The organism is Mesorhizobium opportunistum WSM2075, assembly GCF_000176035.2.
Taxonomy (GTDB): Bacteria; Pseudomonadota; Alphaproteobacteria; order Rhizobiales; family Rhizobiaceae; genus Mesorhizobium; species Mesorhizobium opportunistum.
In genome coordinates, this window is the sequence record NC_015675.1 from 5050868 (window position 1) to 5072405 (window position 21538).

Sequence of the window (21538 nt, forward strand, 5' to 3'; positions counted from 1 at the left end):
GACGTGGTCGTCCATGAACGGCATCCGCGACTTCCATAAGGAACTTACAGGCAAGGACTTCCCGCTACATGGCGGAGAGGTCCGGGTACGTGTTTCTTCGCCGTAGAAAATACCACTTGCAATTCGCAATCGGTTTGCTACAAGGCAACCACTTGCAAAATACAACTGGTTATCGAGGAGGTTTTCATGTCCAAGCTGCGTGTCAACGCTTTCACCCTATCGCTCGACGGCTATGGCGCCGGTCCCGACCAGGATCTGCAAAATCCGCTCGGCGTCGGTGGGGAATCCTTGCACAAGTGGTTTGTCGATACCCGCACCTTCCGCAAGATGGTGCTGGGACAAGACGGCGGCGCCACCGATATCAACGAGGCGTTCGCGGCGCGCAGCTTCGAGAATGTCGGCGCTTGGATCCTCGGCCGAAACATGTTCGGACCGATCCGCGGCGAATGGCCCGACGAAACCTGGAAGGGCTGGTGGGGCGACAACCCGCCCTACCATGTGCCGGTTTTCGTGCTGACACACTTCAAGCGAGCGCCGATCACGATGGAGGGCGGCACCACTTTCCACTTCGTCACCGACGGCATCCATTCGGCGCTCGAGCAGGCAAGGTCGGCGGCTGGCGGCAAGGATGTGCGGGTCGGCGGCGGTGTCTCGACCATCCGGCAATATCTCCAGGAGAAGCTTATCGACACCATGCACCTGGCGATCTCACCGGTGCTGCTGGGCACAGGCGAGAACCTCTTCGCGAGCCTGGATATGGTGAAGCTTGGCTATCGGTGCACGGAGCAGGTGGCGACAGCGCTTGCCACGCATGTGATCATCGATCGCGCGTAGTTTGGCGAAACCCTTGGCGGCAGGCCCCTTTCTCCCCGTCACTATACGGGGAGAAGGAAGAACCCTCAATACTTCTCCGGCACGTAAAGTTCGCGCGGCAGGACCTGGCGCTCGTATTCCGGGTTGAAGACGCGCTCGGGCAGCGTGATCTCCTCGTGCGGCACCTCTTCATACGGCAATTGCTTCAGCAGATGATCGATGCAGTTCAGCCGCGCGCGCTTCTTGTCGTTGCCTTCGACGATGAACCAGGGCGCCTCGGGAATGTTGGTGCGGGCGAAGGTTTCTTCCTTGGCCTTGGTGTACTGTTCCCAGCGCACGCGCGACTGCAGGTCCATCGGTGACAGTTTCCACTGCTTCATCGGATCGTGGATGCGCATCAGGAAGCGCATCTGCTGTTCCTCGTCAGTGATCGAGAACCAGTATTTGACCACGGTGATGCCCGAGCGCACCAGCATGCGCTCGAACTCCGGCACGTCGTGGAAGAACTCCTCGACCTGCTCCGGTCCGGCAAAACCCATCACCCGTTCGACGCCGGAACGGTTGTACCAGGAGCGGTCGAACAGCACGATCTCGCCACCGGCCGGCAGATGCGGGACGTAGCGCTGGAAATACCATTGCGACTTTTCGCGTTCGGTCGGTGCCGGCAATGCCACGACGCGGCAGATGCGCGGGTTGAGCCGCTGGGTGATGCGCTTGATGACGCCGCCCTTGCCGGCGGAGTCGCGGCCCTCGAAGATCACCACCAGCTTCTTCCTGTGATAGGCGACCCACGACTGCAGCTTGATCAGCTCGGACTGCAAGGTGATCAGGTCGCGGAAATATTGCATGCGGTCGATCGAAGGCGGATGCGAGTTCTTGTAGATCTTGGCGATCTCCATCGACAGCGCCGGTTCCGACATTTCGAGCTCATAGTCTTCGTCGAGCGTGTCGGCGAGCTCGGCTTCGAGCCAGTCTTTTGCAGGGGAATTCTGTCTTAGCTCGGTCATATCAGTTGCTCCGCGTGCAAGCCTGTCGGTTTATGTCCCGGCGCCCCAACCCTGCTGGCCCGCGGCCTGGAACGGAACACCTTAGCCGAATTCAATATAGGCCGGCAGTGACGGTTTTATTGCAGCCCGAGCACGATTGCCGGCGCTGCAAATTCCGCGAGATATGATCGATCGTCGTCCTGGCATGGCGACAAGCGGACCGAATTGTCCTACAAATCCCCGGTCGCATTCCGGGCTGCCCTTTCGCGCCGCCCCAATTCAACACAATCGCGAGGACTGACATGGAATACCGTACTCTCGGCCGTTCCGGCCTGAAGGTTTCGACACTGACCATGGGCACCATGACCTTCGGCGGCGCCGGCCCGTTCGCCGCGGTCGGCAACAGCGATCTCGCCGAAGCCAAACGGATGATCGACATGTGCATCGATGCCGGCATCAATCTTCTCGACACCGCCAATGTCTATTCGAACGGCATCTCGGAAGAGATCATCGGCGAGGCACTCGGCGGCAAGCGCAAGAGCGACGTGCTGATCGCCTCCAAGGCGAGGATGCGGATCGGCAAGGGGCCCAACGACGAAGGCCTGTCGCGCTATCACCTGATCCGCGAATGCGAGAGGAGCCTGAAGCGGCTCAAGACCGATGTCATCGACATCTATTTCCTGCACGAATGGGACGGCCTGACCCCACTTGAGGAAACCATCGCCGCGCTCGACACCTTGGTCGGCCAGGGCAAGATCCGCTATGTCGGCTGCTCCAACTACTCCGGCTGGCAGGTGATGAAGGGGCTCGCCGTCAGCGACAGCCATCACCAGCCGCGTTTTGTCACCCAGCAAATCCACTACTCGCTGGAGGCGCGCGAGGCAGAGTATGAATTGCTGCCGATCTCGGTCGACCAGGGGCTCGGCGTGCTGGTGTGGAGCCCGCTCGCCGGCGGCTTGCTGTCCGGCAAATACCGCCGCGACAGCCCCACCGCCCGGCAGCTCGCTGGCTGGTCCGAGCCGCCGATCCGGGACGAGGACCGGCTCTGGCGGATCGTCGACGTGCTGGTCGAAATCGGCAAGGCCCGCGGCGTTTCCGCGGCGCAGGTGGCCCTTGCCTGGCTGCTCGGCCGCCCCGCCGTCTCCTCCCTGGTGATCGGCGCCCGCAACGATGCCCAGCTCAAGGACAATCTCGCAGCCGCCGCCCTGGAACTCAGTGCCGACGAACGCCAGCGCCTCGACGCGGTCAGCCGGCCGCCTTTGCTCTACCCTTACTGGCACCAGCAACTGACGGCAAAGGATCGCTTCAGCCCCGCCGACACGGTTCTCGACCGCAGCGCCATCTGACGGACATCAGGATCTAGCCCCCGATGAACCGCCAGAGTTCGGGATAGGGTTCGAGTTGGCCGCTGAGCACGAAATATTTGTAGAGCACGAGCAGGGAGATCGCCTGCTCGTCTCGCTGGTTGGAGAACTTGCGGCAATGCGCATTGGCCGCGAGGACGATGCGCTCCGCCGCGGCCGGGTGCCGTTCGAAATAGCTTACTTTTTCGGCCAGATCGGCGAAATCCGGATCGAGCGGCACATAGTGGACATTGGCCTCGAGCTGGCTCTCCCTAAACCACGTTTCGTAGGTCGGCGGCGGCATCAGGCAGAGCGAGTTCGAATTCATGATCCACTTCAGATTGGTCGCCACGTCATTGCCCTCCAGCGAGACGATGTAGCGATAGCGCAGGTGCTGGCCGATGCTGAGAAAGGGCTTGCTGTACTTTGCCGGCGCGTTCGGCTTGTGCGAGCCCGCATCGCAGAACGGCAAGTCGCGCACGGCATCCAGAAACCTTGTCCTGAGCGGATTGTTGAGATCGCCACGCCAGACCACGGCCGGCAGTTTGTCGGCGAAGGCAACCGTGTCGACAGGCATGTAGAAGTGGCGGAACTTGTTGAACTTCATGAGCACCGCATTGTCGTTGTCGGCCTGGATCGGGCGATCCTTGACGAATGACGGCACCTTGGGCACCTCGATGACGTCGCCAAACTCCAGGTCGAGGCGCAGTCCGGCATCGAAGTAACGGGCAAATTCCTTCAGGTCGTAGTAATACATGCTGCGTGTCGACGGCAGGCTGTCGATACGGACGGCATCGGGGCTGGGCGAGAACGTGTCGTGCAGTTTGTTGTAGTCGTTCAATCGTTGGCGGACGGCCTCATCGGAGAGCCTGGCCTGCTCGAGGCGACCTGCCAGCCGTCGTCGGAAGATTGCCTGTGGTGCGACATCGCGTATGACATTCCGCGCATAGTAGAAAACCTTTTGGGTCGTTCGCTGTATGGTGGCCATCGTTCTCTGATCAAAACAAGCGCCAGCAAACGCACGACAGCCGAAATAGTTCCTCGCGCGCCCCCGCGTGGTCGTGTCAGAGATTTCGCAAAATGGGCGACGCCTCCAAATGGTGACAGCGCGCTTGGCCACAGGGGCCGGCTATGTCGCCGGCAACTATCCCGTTATGTAGCGCCAGACATCGGCATCCGGCTTGATCTGGCCGCTAAGCACGAAATATTTGTAGAGCACCAGCAGGGAGATCGCCTGTTCGGTCTGCTCATTGTCGAACGTCCGGCAATAGGCGTTCGCGGCCGCGACGATGCGCTCGGCCTTCGCCGGGTGCCGCTCGAAAAAAGCCACATGTTCAGCAAGGTCGGAGAAGTCCGCTGCGAGCGGCACGTAGTGAACATTGGCCTCGAGCTGCCGCTCCGCGAACCATGTCTCGTATGTCGGAGGCGGCATCAGGCAGAGTGACTTCGAGTTCAATATCCATTTGAGGTTGGTCGCCACGTCGTTGCCTTCGAGCGAAACGATGTAGCGATAGCGTTGGTGCTGGCGGATGGTGAGAAAGGGCTTGGCATACTCCGCCGGCGCGTTGGCCTTGTGCGAGCCGGCGTCGCAGAACGGCAGGTCGCGCGCCGCTTCCAGAAACCGTGTCCTGATCGGATTGTTGAGATCGCCGCGCCAGACCACCGTCGGCAGCTTGTCGGCAAACGGGATCGTATCGGCCGGCATCTGGAAATGGCGAAACTTGTCGAGCTTCATGATGACCGCGTTGCTGTCGTCGTCACGGATCGGCCGATCCTTGACGATCGAAGGCACCTTCGGCACCTTCATGACGTCTCCGAACTGGACGTCGATCAGCAAGCCGGGATCGAAGTAGCGGGCAAACTCCTTCAGGTCGTAATAATACATGGTCGGAGTGAAGGGCAGCTCGCTGATGCGCACGGCCTTTGCGCTTGGCGTGAAACCATCCTGCAGCTTGTTGTAGTAATTCAGCCGCCGGCGCGCCGGCTCGCCGGAAAGCCTGGCCGTTTCGAGACGAGCGGCCAGCCTGCGTCGAAACAGGGCTTGGGGAATGACGTCGCGCGCGACGTTTCGCGCATAATAGAACACCCTCGCCGTCGTCCGCGCAATTGTGGCCATGGTTCACTTGATCAAAACAAACAGGCAGCTCTCAATTCGTTGGCGCCCCGACGCTTCCTACACCATTGTGCCGCGCATCTGGCAAGCCCTACCCAACCGCGGAAGCGAACGCTGCGGTACTTTTGCCTCGGCTGTTGTGTTTGACGGCTAATGCTCCTAGGCAAGGTTTGAGCCGCAAGGCAGGTCAAAAAGGAGCCGATATGGCGCGAGCACCAAACTACGATCAGGAACGCAAGGAACGCGACCGGCAAAAGGCAGCCAAGAAGGCCGAAAAGCAGGCCGCCAAGGTCGCCGCGCGGGAACGGTCCAAGCCGGAGACCGAGACCGACGCCGAAACAGAGGAATGACGGCAAGAGGCCCGCGAATGCGGGCCTCGTCTCAATCCGATTGGATTGCGTCAAGCGGGCGCCTTGTCGCTGACGAAAACGTCGACTTCACGCGCCGCCGCGATGAAGGCGCGCCTGGCATTCATGGCCGGCTTGTCGCCGGCCAGCGCGTCATGACAGGCCTGCAGCGCCGCACGGTGCTTGGGGCTGCGCTTGCCGGGCCAGCTGTTGAGGAGGTAATCGGAAGCCTCCCGGGCCGAACGCAAGAGCTGAGTGCTTCCCGCCGTGACGGACTTGACGGTCACGGGTGTTTCAAATCGGTTGTTTTCCATCGCCGCTCTTACGCCATCAGCATCCATGAAGCGAGGCCGAAAGTGCGCTTTGTATCGGGACGCAGCCTTTTCGCAGCGATCGCCCCGCCTTGTGCAGACCGCGCTAAGCAGCGACCACGGCAAAACCCCTGGCGCGAAGCCCGCGTCGATCGTTGGCAAGCGACGTCACCAGCCGGTCACGGCTGCCAACGATATGGGCTGAAAGCCGGCGGGCCGCTTCATCGGCATCGCCAAGGCGTGCTGCCGCCAGGATGGCGCGATGCTCGGCCCAGGCGCGGCCAAGGGCGGCTTCGTCGCGAACCTCCAGCCAGCGGGCGCGCGACAGCCGCGTCATGGCATCGCGAACGGCCCGGAACAGGAATTCATTGCCCGACAGGCGCGCCAGCTCGATGTGAAAATCCATGCCGACGCGATGCCACTCCTCGCGCGGCGTGCTTTCGTCGCAGGAATCGAGCATCGCCTCGATGACATCGATGGCATTCCCGTCGACGTGCGTGCATGTCAGCCGCAGAGCCGCGACCTCGACCGCTTCGCGATAGACCGCGATCTGCTCGAGCTCGGCAAGGTTGATGGGCGACACCGTCCAGCCGCGCCCGTCCCTGCCGACCAGCCCCTCGGTCTCCAGCCGCAGAAGCGCTGCCCTGACCGGCGTGCGCGAGGCGCCGAAGCGGCCTTCGATCCAACGCTCGGTCAGCCGCTCTCCTGGCCCGATCTCGAGCCCCAGGATCATCTCGCGCAACCGCCGTTCGACATTCTGCATCTGCGACATCGCGCTCGCCTTTCCGAAGCCGCATTGACAGCAGCGGGGTTGAAGTTCATGACGTATACCAGTTTGGTATCCCAAAACGGTATCCGCAACAAGCGCTGGTATCGAGCAGGCAAGGACATGACGCAGGAAGACACCCGACAAAGCGGTTACAACATCCACTGGCGGCGCAATCTCGCCGTCTGCTTCGCTGGCTCGTTCAGCACGCTCATCGCCATGACCTTGCTGTTGCCTTTCCTGCCGCTCTATGTCGAACAGCTCGGCGCGCAGGGACATGCGGCCATCGTGCAGTGGTCCGGCATCGCCTATGGCGCCACTTTCTTCGCCGCGGCCATGGTTGCGCCGCTATGGGGACGCCTGGGCGACCGCTACGGCCGCAAGGTGATGCTGGTGCGCGCCAGTTTCGGCATGGCGATCTGCATGTCGCTGACAGGCATGGTCGAAACGGTCTGGCAGTTGGTGCTGCTGCGCCTGCTGATCGGTTTTGCCGGCGGCTATTCCTCGGGTTCGACCATATTGGTGGCCATGCAGACGCCCAAGGACCGCTCTGGTTGGGCGCTCGGCGTCCTGTCGGCGGGGATCACAGCGGGCTCGCTGGTCGGCCCCCTGCTCGGCGGCGCCCTGCCGCCGGTCATCGGCATCCGCGCCACCTTCCTGTTGTCCGGCGGCGTCATCTTCCTTGCCTTCCTGGCCACGACCTTCCTGATCAAGGAGACCCCCCGCCCGAAGGCAGCCAAAGCGGCTTCGGCGGCAAAGCCGAAGAGCGGCTGGTCGCAGATCCCGGACAAGCGTCCGGTCGTGGCGATGCTGACAACCGGAATGCTGCTTGCGTTCGCCACCATGTCGATCGAGCCGATCATCACCGTCTATGTGCAGCAGCTCATCGAGGATCAGAGCCGGGTGACGCTGGTCGCCGGCGTGGTGATGTCGGCGGCGGCGCTAGGCACCATCCTGTCGGCCTCCTGGCTCGGCAAGCTCGCCGACCGCGTCGGTCACTGGAACGTCGTCGTGGGCGCGCTCGCTGTCTCGGCCCTGCTGCTCATTCCGCAGGCTTTCGTCACCGACAGCTGGCAATTGATAGGACTGCGCTTCCTGATGGGTCTGGCGCTTGGCGGCCTGCTGCCCTGCATCACCAGCGTCATCCGCCACAACGTCCCCGACGGCGTCGGCGGCAACGTGCTTGGCCTGGCGATTTCGGCGCAATATGTCGGGCAGGTCGCCGGACCCTTGACCGGCGGCTTCGTCGGCGGCCACTTCGGCATGCCGGCGGTGTTTCTCGGCACATCGGTGCTGATGGCTGGCGGCGCCGTCTACAACTGGATTGTCCAGTCGCGGCGGACACGGCATATGCTGCTGGAGGCGGGCGAGCCCTGAGGGATTCGCCCAAGTCAGCAATCGAAGGGCCGTGCTATCATGAGTCTCGCTGAATCCAACGCCAGCCGCATCCTCGTGCTTGCCGGCGGTCTCGTCGGTGCGGCAGGTGTGGCACTGTCGGCGGCGGCCGCGCACCGTGGCGGCGCCTTTACCGGCACGGCCGCATCGTTCCTCCTGATGCACGCACCGGTGTTTCTCGCCGTCGGCCTTGCCGGTGCGAACCGCTTGCTGCGGATGGCCAGCCTGGCCCTGCTTGTCGGGCTCGTGCTTTTCGCGGGCGATCTGCTCGCCCGCGACTTTCTCGGATCGAGACTGTTTCCGATGTCGGCGCCGATCGGCGGCACCCTGCTCATCGCAGGCTGGCTGGCGATTGCCGCCTCCGCCTTGGTGCGCCCAAGATCCTGAGATGCCGAACGGTCAGTCCCGGTGACGTTCGGATCGGACCCAAAGGTCGCGACCGCGCGAGGCTAGCCTTGTCCGGCGCGGCGCCTCGGGCCGCTCGGCGGCCGGCGCGATGCCCCAATAGTTGCGATAGATGTCTTCGAACAGATGCTTGACGGGATGCATGGTTTTTCTCTCTCTTGAATTGAATCGATCCAATCGGTGAGCACAAAACGGCTGCGCCGATCAGCTCCGCTTGCGTTCCACCAGAAAGCGAAGGTCCCGAACCCATGGGCCGGCATGATTTCGACGCCTGGATCTGTTGGCAGCTGACACAATGCTCCAGTCGTTGCGATAGATGTCTTGAAACAGATAGTTGACGGGATGCATGGCGCACCTCCCCTTCGGTCATTTCGGCAGCCTGAATCTGCCAGTTTGGATCGATTCAAAGATAGGCCCTCGGCCGCCGTTGGTCAAGCAGAATTTGAATCGATCCAACGAAAGTGCTAGATGCAAGCCCGGAACGTGCTAAATGCATGTCAGGAGGCACGCGCAAAATGGCGTCACTCACCGCAGGCAATCGACGACCCGTCCGGCTGGCCGACATCGCCAAGGCCGCAGGTGTCTCGCATGGCACCGCGTCCAATGTCTTCAGCCGCCCCGAGATCGTGCGCGAGGAAGTCCGTGAACGGGTCAAGGCGGCTGCAGAGGCGATGGGCTATGGCGGGCCGGATCCGAAGGGCCGGCTGCTGCGGGCCGGCAAGGTCAACGCCATCGGCGTGGCCACCGCCGAGCCCCTCTCCTACTTCTTCGACGATCCCTTCGCGCGCGTCATGATGGCGGGCATCTCGCAAGCCTGCGACGCAACCGGGGCCGGGATTTCCCTGGTCTCGGCCGCCAACAACGAACAGCTTGCCTGGAACATCCAGAGCGCGCTGGTCGACGGCTTCATCGTCTTCTGCATCGAAGGCGGCTCGCGTCTGGTGGAACTGGCACGCGAGCGCAAACTGCCGTTCGTGGCGCTCGATCTGGATTCGCAGGACGGATCGGTCGCGGCGATCGGCGTCGACAACATCGCCGGCGCCGGCCTGGCGGCGCGCCATCTCACCGATCTCGGACATCGCCGCTTTGCCGTCCTGGCGCTGCCTTTCGCCGACGACAGGACAGGTCTTGTGTCGCCCGAGCAGGTTCGTGCCGCGACCTATGCGGGGACGCGCGACCGCCTCACCGGTTATCTCCAGGAGCTTTCGCGGGTTGGCGTCGACATATCCAAAGTGCCCGTCTACGAGACCGCCAACGATGCGGCCACCACGAAAGCGGGGCTTGAAGCCATCTTCGCTTCCAGCGAGCCGCCCACCGCCATCCTGGCGATGTCCGACAGGACAGCCCTGGTGGCGCTCGAATGGCTGAGCGCGCGCGGGCTGGCCGTGCCCGGCGACGTTTCCGTCATCGGCTTCGACGGCGTTCCGGAAGCGGCGACGTCCAAGCCGCCCTTGACCACGATCGCCCAGCCCATCGCCGAGATCGGCCGCCTTGCCGTCAAAGCGATCCTGGAGAGCGACGGCAGGGTCAGCCGGCAGCTTTTGCCTGTCGAACTGATCGTGCGGGCCTCGTCGGCTCCGCCACGCGGCTGAGCCGTGCGGCCAAGCTCAGCGATTGGCTCTCGCCACGGCGGAGATGCCGAAAGGCGCGCGGACCGGCGCGACGTCCTTTTGCGTCGCGCGGGCTTTGCCCGATCCTGCGATGGTCGACAGCCATTCGAGATAGAAGGCGAGCGCGAACTGCATGGCGATGCCGGCCGATAGCAGCAGGCTGTCATAGACGAGCCCGCCCGGATTGATCAGCCTCATCACCTGGGCGAGCATGGCAATCAGCGTGCCGGCGATGAAGACCGGAAGCGAGCGCTTGCCCAGTATCGCCAGCGGATGGTCGGGGCTGGTCCGGAACAGACTGGAGAGCGCCGGCAGGGCAACGACGAGATAGCTGACCGCCAGGATGTGCAACAGCCGCGGCAACGACAGGAAGGTCTTGTCGAAGCCGCCGATCACCACGGGCAGCTTGAACCAGGTTATCTGCCCCCACAGCGGACTGTGCACCCAGACCAGCGCCGTCAGCACATAGGCAGCGGCGGCGCCGACCAGCCAGCGATTGACCGGGATAACACCGCCACGCCTGACATGCAGCATGGCGGCCAGGCCGATGTTGAACAGGAACTGCCAGGACAGCGGGTTCAGGAACCAGAAGCCAGGCTCTGGATAGTTGGGCGGGGCGATCTGCCAGATGCCGGCGACGAGCCACAGCGCGCCGGACACGACAAGTGCGGCGACGGGCCTGTAGCTGACGAACAGGACGAAGGCCGGCGCCATCAAAAGCAGCACGGCATAGACAGGCAGGATGTTGTTGTAGCCGAGCTGATGGCCGAGCGTGACGATGCCGACCAGCACTTCCGGCGGGTTCTTCATCAGCGGCTCGATGTTGATCAGCCTCAGCAGGTCCGGCCGCCTCGCAAACACCGCCACGGCGCAGAACAGGGCCATCACCGCCATGGTCGTCACGATGTGGGTGACGTAGAGCACACCCGCCCGCCGCCACATCTTCAAGGTTGCGAGAAGCCGGCCGCCCGGCCGGAATTTCGTGCCGTAGGCGAGCGCGACCGAGATGCCGGAAATCAGCACGAACGCCTCGGCCGCGTCCGAGAAGCCGAAATTCTTGTAGGTCAGCACCTCGAAAGCGGTGCCCGGCACATGGTCGACGAAGATGGTGAGCAGGGCGAGCGCGCGCAGTACATCGATACGCGTATCGCGTTCCGGCGAAATGGGGGTGGTCATCGACAAAAGGCCTCAAAGCTGGTTGTTCATGTCCAGCAATGCGACCCCCGGGGCGCACCGCTTCGATTCCTCCCACGGGAGTGTATCGGCGCAGAAACGGGCTGGAATGCGCCCGGTTCAATCAACTTTCGCGGAGCATGAAAATATTGCGTTTTGAAGCCGGCAAATTCAGCGAAACCTCATATAATCAAGAGGATGCGGAATGATGGGCGACAGCGTCGAAAACGGCCCGCTGGTCATGGATCTGGCCTTTCCCTACCGGCTTCTAGGTGCCGGCGGGAGCCGCCGTGAATGCCTGTTCCTGCTCCATGGTTCCGGTGTCGACGAGACGACCCTGGTGCCGCTGGCGAGACAGATCGCGCCCGACGCCGTGCTGATCGCTGCGCGTGGCCGGATCCCCCAGGAGGACGGTTTTCGCTGGTTCGAGCGGATCACCCCGACGCGATTCGAACAGAAAAACATCGTTGCCGAAACTGCCGCTTTCGCGGCATTCGCCGGCGAAGCGGCCAAGCGCCATGGGCTTGAGCTCGCCCGGGCAACATTCCTCGGCTATTCGAACGGCGCCAATCTGGTTTCAAGCCTGATGCTGCTGCATCCAGGCATCGTGCGCGGGGCGGCGCTGCTGAGGCCGATGCCTGTGCTCGAAATGCCTGAGCCCGAAATGCCTGTACTCGACCAGGCGCCGGCGGCGACCCTCATCGGGACACGAACGCTGATCATCGCCGGAGCAGCCGACGAGACCTACGGTCCCTTCGCGCCTGCACTGGTGACGCTGCTCAGCCGCCACGGCAGCGAGATCGACGCCCGGATCATTCCTTCGGGCCATGAAATCGGTGAGCCGGACGCGGCGATCGTCAAGCAATGGCTGGCGGGACAGGCGGCGATACAGCGAAGCTGAGGGCTTCTGTCCCGAACGGTCAGAGTGTCGATCTGCGCTCGGCCGTGCGGGCCTGCGGAATCCGCGTGGAGAGCTAGCGCCTACCCCCGCCCCATCCTGTTCCAGGCATCAAGTCCGGCGATCTTGTAGGCCTCGGCAAGCGTCGGGTAGTTGAAGGTGTTGTTGACGAAGAAGTCGACCGTGCCGCCGAGATTTATCACCGCCTGGCCGATGTGGATGAGTTCGGTAGCGCCCTCGCCGACGATGTGCGCGCCGAGCAGGCGACGCGTCTCGATCGAGAACAACAATTTCAGGAAGCCGGTGTTGACGCCCATGATGTGGCCGCGTGACGTCTCGCGGAAGCGCGCCACGCCGACCTCGTAGGCGGCGCCACTCTCGCGCACCTGTTCCTCGGACTGGCCGACGGTCGAGATTTCCGGCACCGCATAGATGCCATAAGGGAATGTTTCCGGCGGCGGCGGCAATGCCACGCCGAAGGCATGACAGGCGGCGACCCTGCCCTGCTCCATCGAGGTGGAGGCGAGGCTCGGAAAGCCGATGACGTCGCCAGCCGCGTAGATGTTCGGCACGCTGGTCTGGAAGGTCTGCGGGTCGACCTTGATGCGGCCTCGGGTATCGGCATCGATGCCGACCACATCCAGCCCCAGGCTGCCGACATTGCCGGTGCGGCCGGCGGCGTAGAGCACGACCTCGGAGCGAATGGTGCGGCCATCGGCCAGTTCTACCTCGGCGGCTTCCGGCCTGGAGCGGATTTCCTTCACCGCACTGCCCAGCCTTATCGTCATGCCACGATCACGCATCTGATGGATGAAATCGTCGACGATCTCGCGGTCGACGAAATCGAGGATGGAGCTGCGCGGCTCGACCAGCGTCACCGGCACGTCGAGAGCGGAAAAGATCGTGGCGTATTCGACACCGATGACGCCGGCGCCGATCACCGTCAGCGTGCGCGGCAAGCGGTCGAGTTCCAGCATCTCGTCGCTGTCGAAGACGCGGGTCTTGTCGAAGGGCACGTCGCGCGGCCGGTGCGGTCTGGTGCCGACCGCGATCAGCGCATTGGCGAAACCGACTTCGCTGTAGTCGCCATTGTCGGTCGTCAGGCTGACCTTGTTTGGACCGAGAAATTTTACCGCGGCACGTGCGCTCTTGACCGTGTTGCGCATGAACTGGTGCTGCAGGACCTCGACCTCATGGTCGAGCGTCTTGTGCAGCCGCTCGACCAGGTCGCCGACCGAGATATCCTGCTTGACCCGGTAGCCGCGTCCATAAAAGCCGCGTTCGCGCCAGCCCGAGAGGTTGAGCACCGTTTCGCGCAGCGTCTTGGAAGGGATGGTGCCGGTGTGCACCGAGACGCCGCCAAGACGCCGGCCCCTATCGACCACCAGCACCGATTTGCCGAGCTTGGCGGACTGCACCGCGGCGCGGCGGCCGGAAGGGCCGCTGCCGATGACCAGCATGTCGTAGTCCATAGTGCCCCGTTCCCCTGCCCCTCGGCGCTTTGGTGCGCCGCAGCAAGCTAATGCCATTCGCGCGGCAAATTCAACCGGTTCGGCTTGCGCCAGACGCCGTTCCGTCCTCGCGCCCGCAATGAAGCCCGATCTTGATTCCGGCACAGGCCTTCACCATTTCATTGTCGGGCGGCCCGCAGCCTATGTCGGGCCCTGTTACGAGGAAATGACATGAACGCGCGCGTTCTCGACGGCGAAATCATCAACACCAGGCTCGATGATGTCAGGGCCTATGAAGGCGTGCGCACAAGGCGCATCCTGGCCTTCGTGCTCGACTATATCATGGTCGCGCTGCTCACCATTCCGTTCGCCATACTGGTGTTCTTCCTCGGGCTCTTGACCCTCGGCCTTGGCTGGGTGCTGTTTGGCGTCCTCGTGCCGGCCGTTGCCATCCTCTACATCTGGAACACGCTGGGCAGCACCGACCAGGCCACCACGGGCATGAAGATGATGGGCATCCGCCTCGACCGGCTCGACGGCAGGCCGATCGACGGCCTCACCGCGGTCGTCCATTCCGTGCTGTTCTGGGCCGGCAACGTCATCCTGTCGCCGCTCGTCCTGCTGGTGACCCTGTTTGCCGACCGCAAGCGCACGCTGCATGACCTTCTGCTCGGCACCGTGGTCAGCCGCACCGGCCGTTGACGGCATTTTCTGGAAGCGCTACCGCCATATCGGCACAAATGTGAAGGCGTCTGTTCGCCCGTACCTTCACAATCCTGTTGAATTTTTCGCTTTCCGCGCCAAAGGTAGAGCGACTCGAAGGAGTGTTTCCAAGGCTCGATGACGCAGCACCCGACCCAGTCGCCGCAGTTCTTCCTGACCGCGCCGTCGCCGTGCCCCTACCTCGACGGTCAGTTCGAGCGCAAGGTGTTCACGCATCTGGTCGGCGACAAGGCGTCGGAGATGAACGATCTCCTGACGCAAGGCGGCTTCCGGCGCTCGCAGAACATCGCCTACAGACCGGCCTGCGAGACCTGCCGCGCCTGCGTGTCCGTGCGCATCCTGGCCCAGGAATTCGTTGCCAGCCGCAACATGAAGCGCGTGCTGCAGCATAATTCCGACCTCGTCGGCGCCATGCACAATGCCGAGCCCTCGACTGAACAATATTCACTGTTCCGCAGCTATCTCGATGCCCGCCACCGCCGCGGCGGCATGTCCGACATGACGGTGCTCGACTACGCCATGATGGTCGAGGATACCCATGTCGACACCAAGGTGATCGAATACCGGCGGCGCGGCCCCGACACCTTCATCACAGGCAAGGGCCAGGGCGAACTCATCGCGGTGGCGCTCACCGACAAGATGGCCGACGGCCTGTCGATGGTCTATTCCTACTTCAATCCCGATTTCGAAAGCCGTTCGCTCGGCACGTTCATGATCCTCGACCACATCGCCCGCGCCAGGGCGATGGGCCTGCCCCATGTCTACCTCGGCTACTGGGTCAATGGCTCGCGCAAGATGAATTATAAGATGCGCTTCATGCCGCAGGAGCATCTCGGCCCCAAGGGCTGGGAACGCTACATCAACGAAGCGGTTTCGCGCTGAGTTTTTCCACGGTCCGCCCTTAAACTGTTTCAAGGCAGGGGATGCTGGTCTTTCAGCCGGTTGGCTGGAGAGAGTGCGCCATTGCACCAGCCGGCCGCCAGCCTGCATTTCATTGCGAAAGTTCCTGCATGTCCTCTCATTACGATCACCAGAAAGGTCTTTTGATAACCGCCCTCGGCGGGCTCACGCTGACTGTCGATATACCGTTGATCCGCCTCGCCGACGGAGGCGCATGGACGATCATGCTGCTGCGCACCGGCACTACTTTCGTGGCGGCCATGGTCATCTGGTCGGTCTGGCGGGCACTCAGCCGAAGCGCCCCGCCGCTCATCCCCGGCTGGTCCGGCCTGATCGTGGCGATATGCTACGGGCTGACCGGGATCACCTTCGTCACCGCCGTCTACCACACCTCGACCGCCGACCTGGTGTTCATCCTGGCTTTCAACACCGTCTTCGCGGGCTTGCTATCTTGGATATTCCTGAGGGAAAGGCCACGGCTTGTGACCATCGCGGCGATGGCGATCATGATCCTCGGCGTGCTGGTCATCGTCGGCGGCTCGGTCGGCACCGGCAAGCTGTTCGGCGATTTCATGGCGCTGTGCTCGGCCTTCTTCATCGCGGTGGCCATCACCATCTCGCGCGCCAGCGGCAAGGACATGGGATTCACCTCGCTCGTCGGCGTCCTTCTGCCGCTCGCGCTGGCGGTCTTCATGGTGTCAGGCGAAGGCTTTCATGTGAACGCGCCATGGTGGATCGTCTTCAACGGCGCCATCATCATGCCGATCTCGTTCTTCTGCCTCGCCGCCGGGCCGAAATACATTTCAGGACCGGAGGTGGCGATGTTCTACCTGCTCGAAACCGTGCTGGCGCCGGTCTGGGTATGGATGATCTTTGCCGAGGCACCGACCCGCAACAGCCTGATCGGCGGCGCGATCCTGATCGTCACGCTGGTCGCGCACTCGCTCTGGCAGCTGCATGAAGGGCGCAAGCGCCGGGTCGATTTCGCGGTGCACCACCCGGTCTAGCGACAATTCGGCTTACGGCGCAAAGCCGGTCCTTATCAGGCGCTGGCTTTCTTCGCCGCACTGGATTCCGGCAGGACTTCGATCTGCGGACCGGCCTCGATTTCGGCCGCCGAGTCGGCGGCCGTCTCGTCGGCCAGCTCCACCTCGCGCAGCCATTCGCGCCAGATCGCCACCAGCAGCGCCATCAGCACCGGTCCGATGAACAGGCCGAGGAAACCCATGGTCTTGACGCCGCCGATGAGGCCGAAAAAGGTCGGCAGGAAGGGTAGCTTTATCGGGCCGCCGACAAGCTTCGGGCGCAATGTCTTGTCGACGATGAACAGCTCGACCGCTCCCCACAGGAACAGCGCCAGGCCGGCCATCGGCGAGCCGCTGGCGGCGAGGTAGATCGAGACCAGCGTGAAGGACAGCGGTGCGCCGCCGGGTATCAGCGCCATGACGCCGGTCAGGGCGCCGAGCGTTACCGGGGATGGCACCCCGGCCAGCCAGTAGGCAATGCCCAGCACCAGCCCCTCGCCGATGGCGATAACGGTCATGCCGGTCACGGTCGAAGAAATCGTCGCCGGCACGACGCGCGAGATCCGCTCCCAGCGGGTCGGCAGGATGCGTTCGCCGAGCCGGTCGACCTGGCCGGCAAAGTGTTCGCCGTCGCGATAGGCGAAGAACAGCGCGATCATCATGAACAGCAGCGTCAGCAACAGCCCGAAAGCACTGCCGCCGGCGGCGAGCACGCCGCGATAGATGCTGCCGATATTGGCGCCGCTGATCAACTGGATCAGCTCGCCGATGCCGCCGGGATGGCCAAAATTGTCCGTCCATTGTTCGTTCAGCCACTCACCGATGACAGGCAGCGTAGCAATCCAGTGCGGTGTGGTGGCACCGTGCCGATTGGTCTCGATCGCCCAGCCGACCCACTCGCGCACCTCGTTGATGGCGTAGGTGCCGGCAAGCGCGATCGGTATGACCAGGAAGGCCAGGATGAACAGGATGGCAAAGGTGGCGGCAATGGTGCGGTTGCCGCCGACGCTGGCCAGCAGGCGCCGGTAGAGCGGCCAGCTTGCGAAGGCGATGACGAGCGCCGCCAGCACCGGGAAAAGGAAGCCGTGGAAGAAATAGACGCCGGCGGCGACGATCAGCACCAGCAGCCAGCGCGCCGCCGACAGCGGCGGAATGACCGCGGACCGCAGTGGCGTCGACAGGCCGAACAGGCGCTGCTGCCGTTCCGGTTTCTGGATTTTTGCTTCCTTCAAAACGCCCGTCTCTCCCAAGCACCCCATTATGCACGGATATAGTGCAGCAATCGTGACGATACTCCAAATGAGTTGGGGGAGTGAGCGATCTCCCCCTCGAGGGGGAGATGGCCGGCAGGCCAGAGGGGTCGCCGCCCGTAAGGCGTTAGCCTCTTCTGTTAAAGCAGGAGGTTGCGTCCGGTCGAACCGACCCCCTCTGTCGCCTTCGGCGACGTCTCCCCCTCGAGGGTGGAGATCAGCCGCTACCCAAACTTCCCCGTCCTCGGAAATCCCTTCGGCACCATCCGTCCGGCCGACGCGCGGGCGCCGATCCATTCGGCCAGTTCCTCGCGCGACCGGGTAAACGTGCGGTCGGCCGAATCCTGCCAGGACAGGCCGGTCTCCAGCGTGAACGGCTTTAGGTCGAGCAGGCCGCCATCCTTGTATTTCTGTAGCCGCACGCCTTTGCCGCGACCCATTTCCGGGATGTCTGAAAGCGCGAACACCAGCATCTTGCGGTTCTCGCCGACGATGGCGAGATGATCGCCGGTGAGCGGGACGCAGCGCTTGGCTTCGTCCGGCGCCTTGACGTTCATCACCTGCTTGCCCTTGCGGGTGTTGGCGACGACTTCCTCCTCCGGCACAATGAAGCCGTTGGCGTCATAGGAGGCCAGCAACAGCTTGCGCTTGGGATCGTGGACGAAGGCGGTGACGATATCCTGGTCATTGTCCATGTCGACGATGATGCGGATCGGTTCGCCATGGCCGCGCCCGCCCGGCAACCGGTCGGCGCCGATCGTGTAGAACTTGCCGCCGGTGGTGAACACCAGCACCTTGTCGGTGGTCTGGGCGTGGAAGGCGAGCTTGAGGCTGTCGCCCTCCTTGAAGGTCAACGTCGAGAGATCGGCCAGATGGCCCTTCATCGCCCGCAGCCAGCCCTTTTCCGAAACCACCACGGTGACCGGCTCGCGCTCGATCATGGCATGGGCGATGTCGGTCAGGTCGTGCTCGGGTGCATCGGCGAACTGGGTGCGGCGCTTGCCGAGCTCTGTCTCCGGGCCGAACTTGTCCCGGATGCTGGTGACTTCCCACTTGATCGTCGACCATTGCTTGGCGTCGGACGCAAGCAATGCCTCGATCTGTTTCTTCTCGGTGGTGAGGCCGTCGAATTCCTTGCGGATCTCGAACTCCTCCAGCTTGCGCAGGGCGCGCAGGCGCATGTTGAGGATGGCTTCGGCCTGGGTGTCGGTGAGCGACCAGCGGGCCATCATCACCTGCTTGGGCTCATCCTCCTCGCGGATGATCTTGATCACCTCGTCGATGTTGAGATAGGCGATCAGATAGCCGGCGAGGATCTCCAGCCGTCTTTCGATCTCGCCCAGGCGATGCTTGGAGCGGCGGACGAGCACATCACGGCGATGGTCGAGCCATTCCTGCAGGACGCCCTTGAGCGACAGCACATTGGGCACCTTGCCGCGCGAAAGCACATTCATGTTGAGCGGGAAGCGGCTTTCGAGCTCGGTGAGCTTGAACAGCGATTCCATCAGGATGCCGGGATCGACCGATCGGCTCTTGGGCACCAGCACGACGCGGATGTCTTCGGCACTTTCGTCCCTGATGTCTTCGAGCAGCGGCAGTTTGCGGGCCATCAGCAACTCGGCGATCTTCTCGATCAGCCGCGCCTTCTGCACGCCATAAGGGATTTCGGTGACGACGATGCTCCAGGTGCCCCTGCCCTGGTCTTCCTGGCTCCACCTGGAGCGGACACGAAAGCCGCCGCGGCCGGTTTCGTAGGCTTCGAGGATGGAGGCGCGGCTGTCGACGATGATGCCGCCGGTCGGGAAATCCGGACCCTGGACGAAATCCATCAGCTTCGCCACCGGCGCGTCCCGGTGCTCGATCAGGTGAAGTGCGGCGTCGCAAAGTTCGGCTGCGTTGTGCGGGGGGATCGACGTCGCCATGCCGACGGCAATGCCCGACGAGCCATTGGCCAGGAGGTTCGGGAAAGCGCCGGGCAGCACGACCGGCTCCTCGTCCTCTTCATTGTAGGTCGGCCGGTAGTCGACAGCATCCTCGGTGATGCCGGCCAACAGCTCGGTCGCGACGTCGGTCATGCGCGCTTCGGTGTAACGCATGGCGGCGGCGTTATCGCCGTCGATGTTGCCGAAATTGCCCTGCCCGTCGACCAGCGGATAGCGCATCGAAAAATCCTGCGCCAGCCGCACCAGCGCGTCATAGATCGACTGGTCGCCATGCGGGTGGAACTTGCCCATCACCTCGCCGACGATGCGGGCGCATTTGGCGAAGCCCTGGTCGGGGTTGAGCCGCAGCAGGCGCATGGCATGCATGATGCGGCGATGGACCGGTTTCAGTCCGTCGCGCACGTCGGGCAGCGCCCGATGCATGATGGTCGACAGCGCATAGGCGAGATAGCGCTCTTCCAGCGCCTTCTTCAGGTCGACCGGTTCGATATGATCGCCACCGCCATTGTCAGGCGGCAAAAGCCTTTTTCCCATGGGCTGGAACTAGCCGAGCGGGTGATTCGCGGCAAGTGGCGCGTGCCGGGCCAATCGACTTGCGTCCTTTGTGCAACATGAAGCCGAAAGGTCCGGCTTGCCGGCCAACATCAATCTGTTACACGCCGCATCTATTGCCAAGCGCGACGGCGCTGCGTGACCCGCTCTTCACGCCAAATTCACCGCTTTAGACAATGACGTTCGGATCGGGTTTGCCTTTCGCCGCGATTTTTGACCAATGTGCCGGGGGATACGCCTTTTTCCCGTCCAGTTCGTCACGGAATGGTGATGGCGCAAAGAATTGAAAAACAATTTCAGAACACTCTCAGGGACCTTGTGATGACAATCAACCGCTCAATTCTCCGGAAATTCGCTCTTTCGACCTTCTTGCTCACGCTGCCACTGAATGCGGCCCTGGCACAGGACGCCGCGGTCGCCGACCGGCTGAAGGCGGCGCTTTCCGCGCAGGGCGTCGACATCTCCTGGACCGGCGTGACCGGCGACAACACCAGCATGGTGCTGCAGGGCGTCGCGATCAAACCGGCTGCGGAAAAGGAAGCCCTGCCGATCGGCGACGTCAAGCTCGAGGGCGTCACCGAAGCCAATGGCGGCTATGACATCGCCACCGTGTCGACGTCGGCCTTCGAACACAGCAAGGATGGCGTCACCCTCAATCTCAGCCCCTTCGTCATCCATGACATGACGGTTCCGGCCGATGGCTCCACCGGCCCGCTGGGCTCGCTGATGATGTACAAATCCGCCGAACTCGAAAACATGACCGTCAAGGTCGCCGACAAGACCGCCTTCTCGATGGACGGCCTTGCCATCGAGATCACGCCGCCGGCGGACGGCAAGGCGATGGAATTCACCGGCACCACGGAAAAGTTCAATGCGGACCTGACGCTGGTCGACGATCCCAAGTCGAAGGAAGTCATCAACGCTCTCGGCTACCAGAATATCTCGGGCAATCTCGAAATGGCCGGCACCTGGCAGCCCTCGGATGGCAAGATCGAACTGTCGAAATATGACATTTCCGTCGAGAATGCCGGAACGCTCGGCATGACCTTCGACCTCGGCGGCTACACGATGGACTTCGTCAAGTCGCTGCAGGAGATGCAGAAGAAGATGGCCGCGCAGCCCGAAGGCGCCGACAATTCCGCGCAGGGCATGGCCATGCTCGGCCTGTTGCAGCAGCTTTCGTTCAACAGCGCCTCGATCCGCTTCGACGACGATTCGCTGACCAACAAGGTGCTGGAATATGTCGGCAAGCAGCAGGGCATGTCGGCCAAGGACATCGCCAACCAGGCCAAGGCAATCGTGCCGTTCGGCATGGCGCAGCTCAACAATCCGGAACTGACGGCGCAGGTGACGGCAGCCGTCGGCAAGTATCTCGACGACCCGAAGAGCCTCGAAATCTCGGCCGAGCCGCCGGCATCGGTGCCGTTCGCGCTGATCATGGCGGGCGCCATGTCCAACCCGCTCGACCTGCCGAAGACGCTGGGCGTCAGCGTCAAGGCGAACGAAGACTGATCGAAGTTAGCTCAAGATACGA

The 21538-nt window shown here is 63.0% G+C and carries 21 protein-coding genes; 11 read left to right on the forward strand and 10 right to left on the reverse strand.

The window, feature by feature from the left end; genetic code table 11:
- Nucleotides 1-186: 186 nt before the first annotated feature.
- Nucleotides 187-834 carry a dihydrofolate reductase family protein gene (locus MESOP_RS24465; RefSeq protein WP_013896008.1) on the forward strand — a complete coding sequence of 216 codons (648 nt, stop codon included), beginning with the start codon at nucleotides 187-189 and terminating at the stop codon, nucleotides 832-834.
- 65 nt (nucleotides 835-899) lie between these two features.
- Here the strand turns inward: MESOP_RS24465 and ppk2 are convergent, their stop codons facing one another.
- The gene (ppk2, locus tag MESOP_RS24470) at nucleotides 900-1820 is read right to left on the reverse strand and encodes a polyphosphate kinase 2 (RefSeq protein ID WP_013896009.1); all 921 of its coding nucleotides are present in this window, start codon (nucleotides 1818-1820) and stop codon (nucleotides 900-902) included.
- Between the two features lie 281 nt (nucleotides 1821-2101).
- Here ppk2 and MESOP_RS24475 point away from each other — a divergent pair, with 281 nt between their 5' ends.
- Nucleotides 2102-3145 (forward strand): aldo/keto reductase, encoded by a 1044-nt coding sequence (locus MESOP_RS24475; RefSeq protein ID WP_013896010.1) that lies wholly within the window; start codon nucleotides 2102-2104, stop codon nucleotides 3143-3145.
- Nucleotides 3146-3158: 13 nt separating this feature from the next.
- Here MESOP_RS24475 and MESOP_RS24480 read toward each other — a convergent pair whose 3' ends face one another.
- On the reverse strand, nucleotides 3159-4130 hold the full coding sequence (locus tag MESOP_RS24480) for a glycosyl transferase family 90 (RefSeq protein WP_013896011.1): 972 nt from the start codon (nucleotides 4128-4130) through the stop codon (nucleotides 3159-3161).
- 156 nt (nucleotides 4131-4286) lie between these two features.
- A complete protein-coding gene (locus tag MESOP_RS24485; protein ID WP_013896012.1) occupies nucleotides 4287-5258 on the reverse strand; it encodes a glycosyl transferase family 90 in 972 nt (323 codons plus the stop codon).
- A 200-nt stretch (nucleotides 5259-5458) separates the two neighbouring features.
- On the opposite strand from MESOP_RS24485, the gene MESOP_RS34005 reads away from it, so the two are divergent.
- Nucleotides 5459-5605, forward strand: coding sequence for a hypothetical protein (locus tag MESOP_RS34005; protein WP_013896013.1), 147 nt, complete (start codon nucleotides 5459-5461; stop codon nucleotides 5603-5605).
- Between the two features lie 50 nt (nucleotides 5606-5655).
- Here MESOP_RS34005 and MESOP_RS24490 read toward each other — a convergent pair whose 3' ends face one another.
- Together MESOP_RS24490 and MESOP_RS24495 are read right to left on the reverse strand one after the other, a co-directional pair.
- Nucleotides 5656-5916, reverse strand: a complete 261-nt coding sequence (locus MESOP_RS24490) for a DUF982 domain-containing protein (RefSeq protein WP_013896014.1) — start codon at nucleotides 5914-5916, stop codon at nucleotides 5656-5658.
- 103 nt (nucleotides 5917-6019) lie between these two features.
- Entirely contained in the window at nucleotides 6020-6685 is a 666-nt protein-coding gene (locus tag MESOP_RS24495) for a GntR family transcriptional regulator (protein WP_013896015.1), read from the reverse strand.
- A 117-nt stretch (nucleotides 6686-6802) separates the two neighbouring features.
- On the opposite strand from MESOP_RS24495, the gene MESOP_RS24500 reads away from it, so the two are divergent.
- Nucleotides 6803-8056, forward strand: a complete 1254-nt coding sequence (locus MESOP_RS24500; protein WP_013896016.1) for an MFS transporter — start codon at nucleotides 6803-6805, stop codon at nucleotides 8054-8056.
- Between the two features lie 39 nt (nucleotides 8057-8095).
- Nucleotides 8096-8461: a DUF423 domain-containing protein gene (locus tag MESOP_RS24505; RefSeq protein WP_013896017.1), complete on the forward strand. Its 366-nt coding sequence runs from the start codon at nucleotides 8096-8098 to the stop codon at nucleotides 8459-8461.
- 12 nt (nucleotides 8462-8473) lie between these two features.
- Here the strand turns inward: MESOP_RS24505 and MESOP_RS35815 are convergent, their stop codons facing one another.
- Nucleotides 8474-8623 carry a hypothetical protein gene (locus MESOP_RS35815; RefSeq protein WP_013896018.1) on the reverse strand — a complete coding sequence of 50 codons (150 nt, stop codon included), beginning with the start codon at nucleotides 8621-8623 and terminating at the stop codon, nucleotides 8474-8476.
- Between the two features lie 371 nt (nucleotides 8624-8994).
- On the opposite strand from MESOP_RS35815, the gene MESOP_RS24510 reads away from it, so the two are divergent.
- Nucleotides 8995-10071: a LacI family DNA-binding transcriptional regulator gene (locus MESOP_RS24510; RefSeq protein WP_013896020.1), complete on the forward strand. Its 1077-nt coding sequence runs from the start codon at nucleotides 8995-8997 to the stop codon at nucleotides 10069-10071.
- A gap of 15 nt (nucleotides 10072-10086) precedes the next feature.
- On the opposite strand, the gene MESOP_RS24515 is transcribed toward MESOP_RS24510, so the two are convergent.
- Complete coding sequence (locus MESOP_RS24515) at nucleotides 10087-11265, reverse strand: OpgC family protein (RefSeq protein ID WP_013896021.1); 1179 nt, start codon at nucleotides 11263-11265, stop codon at nucleotides 10087-10089.
- A 202-nt stretch (nucleotides 11266-11467) separates the two neighbouring features.
- On the opposite strand from MESOP_RS24515, the gene MESOP_RS24520 reads away from it, so the two are divergent.
- Nucleotides 11468-12163, forward strand: coding sequence for an alpha/beta hydrolase (locus tag MESOP_RS24520; protein WP_041164296.1), 696 nt, complete (start codon nucleotides 11468-11470; stop codon nucleotides 12161-12163).
- An 80-nt stretch (nucleotides 12164-12243) separates the two neighbouring features.
- Here MESOP_RS24520 and sthA read toward each other — a convergent pair whose 3' ends face one another.
- On the reverse strand, nucleotides 12244-13632 hold the full coding sequence (gene sthA, locus MESOP_RS24525) for a Si-specific NAD(P)(+) transhydrogenase (protein WP_013896023.1): 1389 nt from the start codon (nucleotides 13630-13632) through the stop codon (nucleotides 12244-12246).
- A gap of 210 nt (nucleotides 13633-13842) precedes the next feature.
- Here sthA and MESOP_RS24530 point away from each other — a divergent pair, with 210 nt between their 5' ends.
- The 3 genes from MESOP_RS24530 (at nucleotide 13843) to MESOP_RS24540 (ending at nucleotide 16241) form a co-directional block, all read left to right on the forward strand.
- Nucleotides 13843-14313 carry an RDD family protein gene (locus tag MESOP_RS24530; protein ID WP_013896024.1) on the forward strand — a complete coding sequence of 157 codons (471 nt, stop codon included), beginning with the start codon at nucleotides 13843-13845 and terminating at the stop codon, nucleotides 14311-14313.
- Between the two features lie 138 nt (nucleotides 14314-14451).
- The gene (locus tag MESOP_RS24535) at nucleotides 14452-15216 is read left to right on the forward strand and encodes an arginyltransferase (RefSeq protein WP_013896025.1); all 765 of its coding nucleotides are present in this window, start codon (nucleotides 14452-14454) and stop codon (nucleotides 15214-15216) included.
- Nucleotides 15217-15344: 128 nt separating this feature from the next.
- Complete coding sequence (locus tag MESOP_RS24540; protein WP_041164298.1) at nucleotides 15345-16241, forward strand: DMT family transporter; 897 nt, start codon at nucleotides 15345-15347, stop codon at nucleotides 16239-16241.
- A gap of 35 nt (nucleotides 16242-16276) precedes the next feature.
- On the opposite strand, the gene MESOP_RS24545 is transcribed toward MESOP_RS24540, so the two are convergent.
- Both MESOP_RS24545 and parC read right to left on the reverse strand, forming a co-directional pair.
- Complete coding sequence (locus MESOP_RS24545) at nucleotides 16277-17491, reverse strand: AI-2E family transporter (protein ID WP_083833293.1); 1215 nt, start codon at nucleotides 17489-17491, stop codon at nucleotides 16277-16279.
- 242 nt (nucleotides 17492-17733) lie between these two features.
- Nucleotides 17734-19986, reverse strand: coding sequence for a DNA topoisomerase IV subunit A (parC, locus tag MESOP_RS24550; RefSeq protein WP_013896028.1), 2253 nt, complete (start codon nucleotides 19984-19986; stop codon nucleotides 17734-17736).
- 339 nt (nucleotides 19987-20325) lie between these two features.
- Between parC and MESOP_RS24555 the strand changes: the two genes are divergently transcribed.
- On the forward strand, nucleotides 20326-21516 hold the full coding sequence (locus tag MESOP_RS24555) for a hypothetical protein (protein WP_013896029.1): 1191 nt from the start codon (nucleotides 20326-20328) through the stop codon (nucleotides 21514-21516).
- The last annotated feature ends 22 nt before the right edge of the window (nucleotides 21517-21538 follow it).

Bases quoted from the DNA above. Each gene is read 5' to 3' on its own strand.
- MESOP_RS24465 (WP_013896008.1), top strand. From the start codon at position 187: ATGTCCAAGCTGCGTGTCAACGCTTTCACCCTATCGCTCGACGGCTAT.
- MESOP_RS24515 (WP_013896021.1), bottom strand. From the start codon at position 11,265: ATGACCACCCCCATTTCGCCGGAACGCGATACGCGTATCGATGTACTG.
- MESOP_RS24510 (WP_013896020.1), top strand. From the start codon at position 8,995: ATGGCGTCACTCACCGCAGGCAATCGACGACCCGTCCGGCTGGCCGAC.
- MESOP_RS24480 (WP_013896011.1), bottom strand. From the start codon at position 4,130: ATGGCCACCATACAGCGAACGACCCAAAAGGTTTTCTACTATGCGCGG.
- MESOP_RS24530 (WP_013896024.1), top strand. From the start codon at position 13,843: ATGAACGCGCGCGTTCTCGACGGCGAAATCATCAACACCAGGCTCGAT.
- MESOP_RS24535 (WP_013896025.1), top strand. From the start codon at position 14,452: ATGACGCAGCACCCGACCCAGTCGCCGCAGTTCTTCCTGACCGCGCCG.
- MESOP_RS24555 (WP_013896029.1), top strand. From the start codon at position 20,326: ATGACAATCAACCGCTCAATTCTCCGGAAATTCGCTCTTTCGACCTTC.
- MESOP_RS24475 (WP_013896010.1), top strand. From the start codon at position 2,102: ATGGAATACCGTACTCTCGGCCGTTCCGGCCTGAAGGTTTCGACACTG.
- sthA (WP_013896023.1), bottom strand. From the start codon at position 13,632: ATGGACTACGACATGCTGGTCATCGGCAGCGGCCCTTCCGGCCGCCGC.
- ppk2 (WP_013896009.1), bottom strand. From the start codon at position 1,820: ATGACCGAGCTAAGACAGAATTCCCCTGCAAAAGACTGGCTCGAAGCC.
- MESOP_RS24485 (WP_013896012.1), bottom strand. From the start codon at position 5,258: ATGGCCACAATTGCGCGGACGACGGCGAGGGTGTTCTATTATGCGCGA.
- MESOP_RS24540 (WP_041164298.1), top strand. From the start codon at position 15,345: ATGTCCTCTCATTACGATCACCAGAAAGGTCTTTTGATAACCGCCCTC.
- MESOP_RS24505 (WP_013896017.1), top strand. From the start codon at position 8,096: ATGAGTCTCGCTGAATCCAACGCCAGCCGCATCCTCGTGCTTGCCGGC.
- MESOP_RS24490 (WP_013896014.1), bottom strand. From the start codon at position 5,916: ATGGAAAACAACCGATTTGAAACACCCGTGACCGTCAAGTCCGTCACG.
- MESOP_RS24500 (WP_013896016.1), top strand. From the start codon at position 6,803: ATGACGCAGGAAGACACCCGACAAAGCGGTTACAACATCCACTGGCGG.
- MESOP_RS24520 (WP_041164296.1), top strand. From the start codon at position 11,468: ATGATGGGCGACAGCGTCGAAAACGGCCCGCTGGTCATGGATCTGGCC.
- parC (WP_013896028.1), bottom strand. From the start codon at position 19,986: ATGGGAAAAAGGCTTTTGCCGCCTGACAATGGCGGTGGCGATCATATC.
- MESOP_RS35815 (WP_013896018.1), bottom strand. From the start codon at position 8,623: ATGCATCCCGTCAAGCATCTGTTCGAAGACATCTATCGCAACTATTGG.
- MESOP_RS24495 (WP_013896015.1), bottom strand. From the start codon at position 6,685: ATGTCGCAGATGCAGAATGTCGAACGGCGGTTGCGCGAGATGATCCTG.
- MESOP_RS34005 (WP_013896013.1), top strand. From the start codon at position 5,459: ATGGCGCGAGCACCAAACTACGATCAGGAACGCAAGGAACGCGACCGG.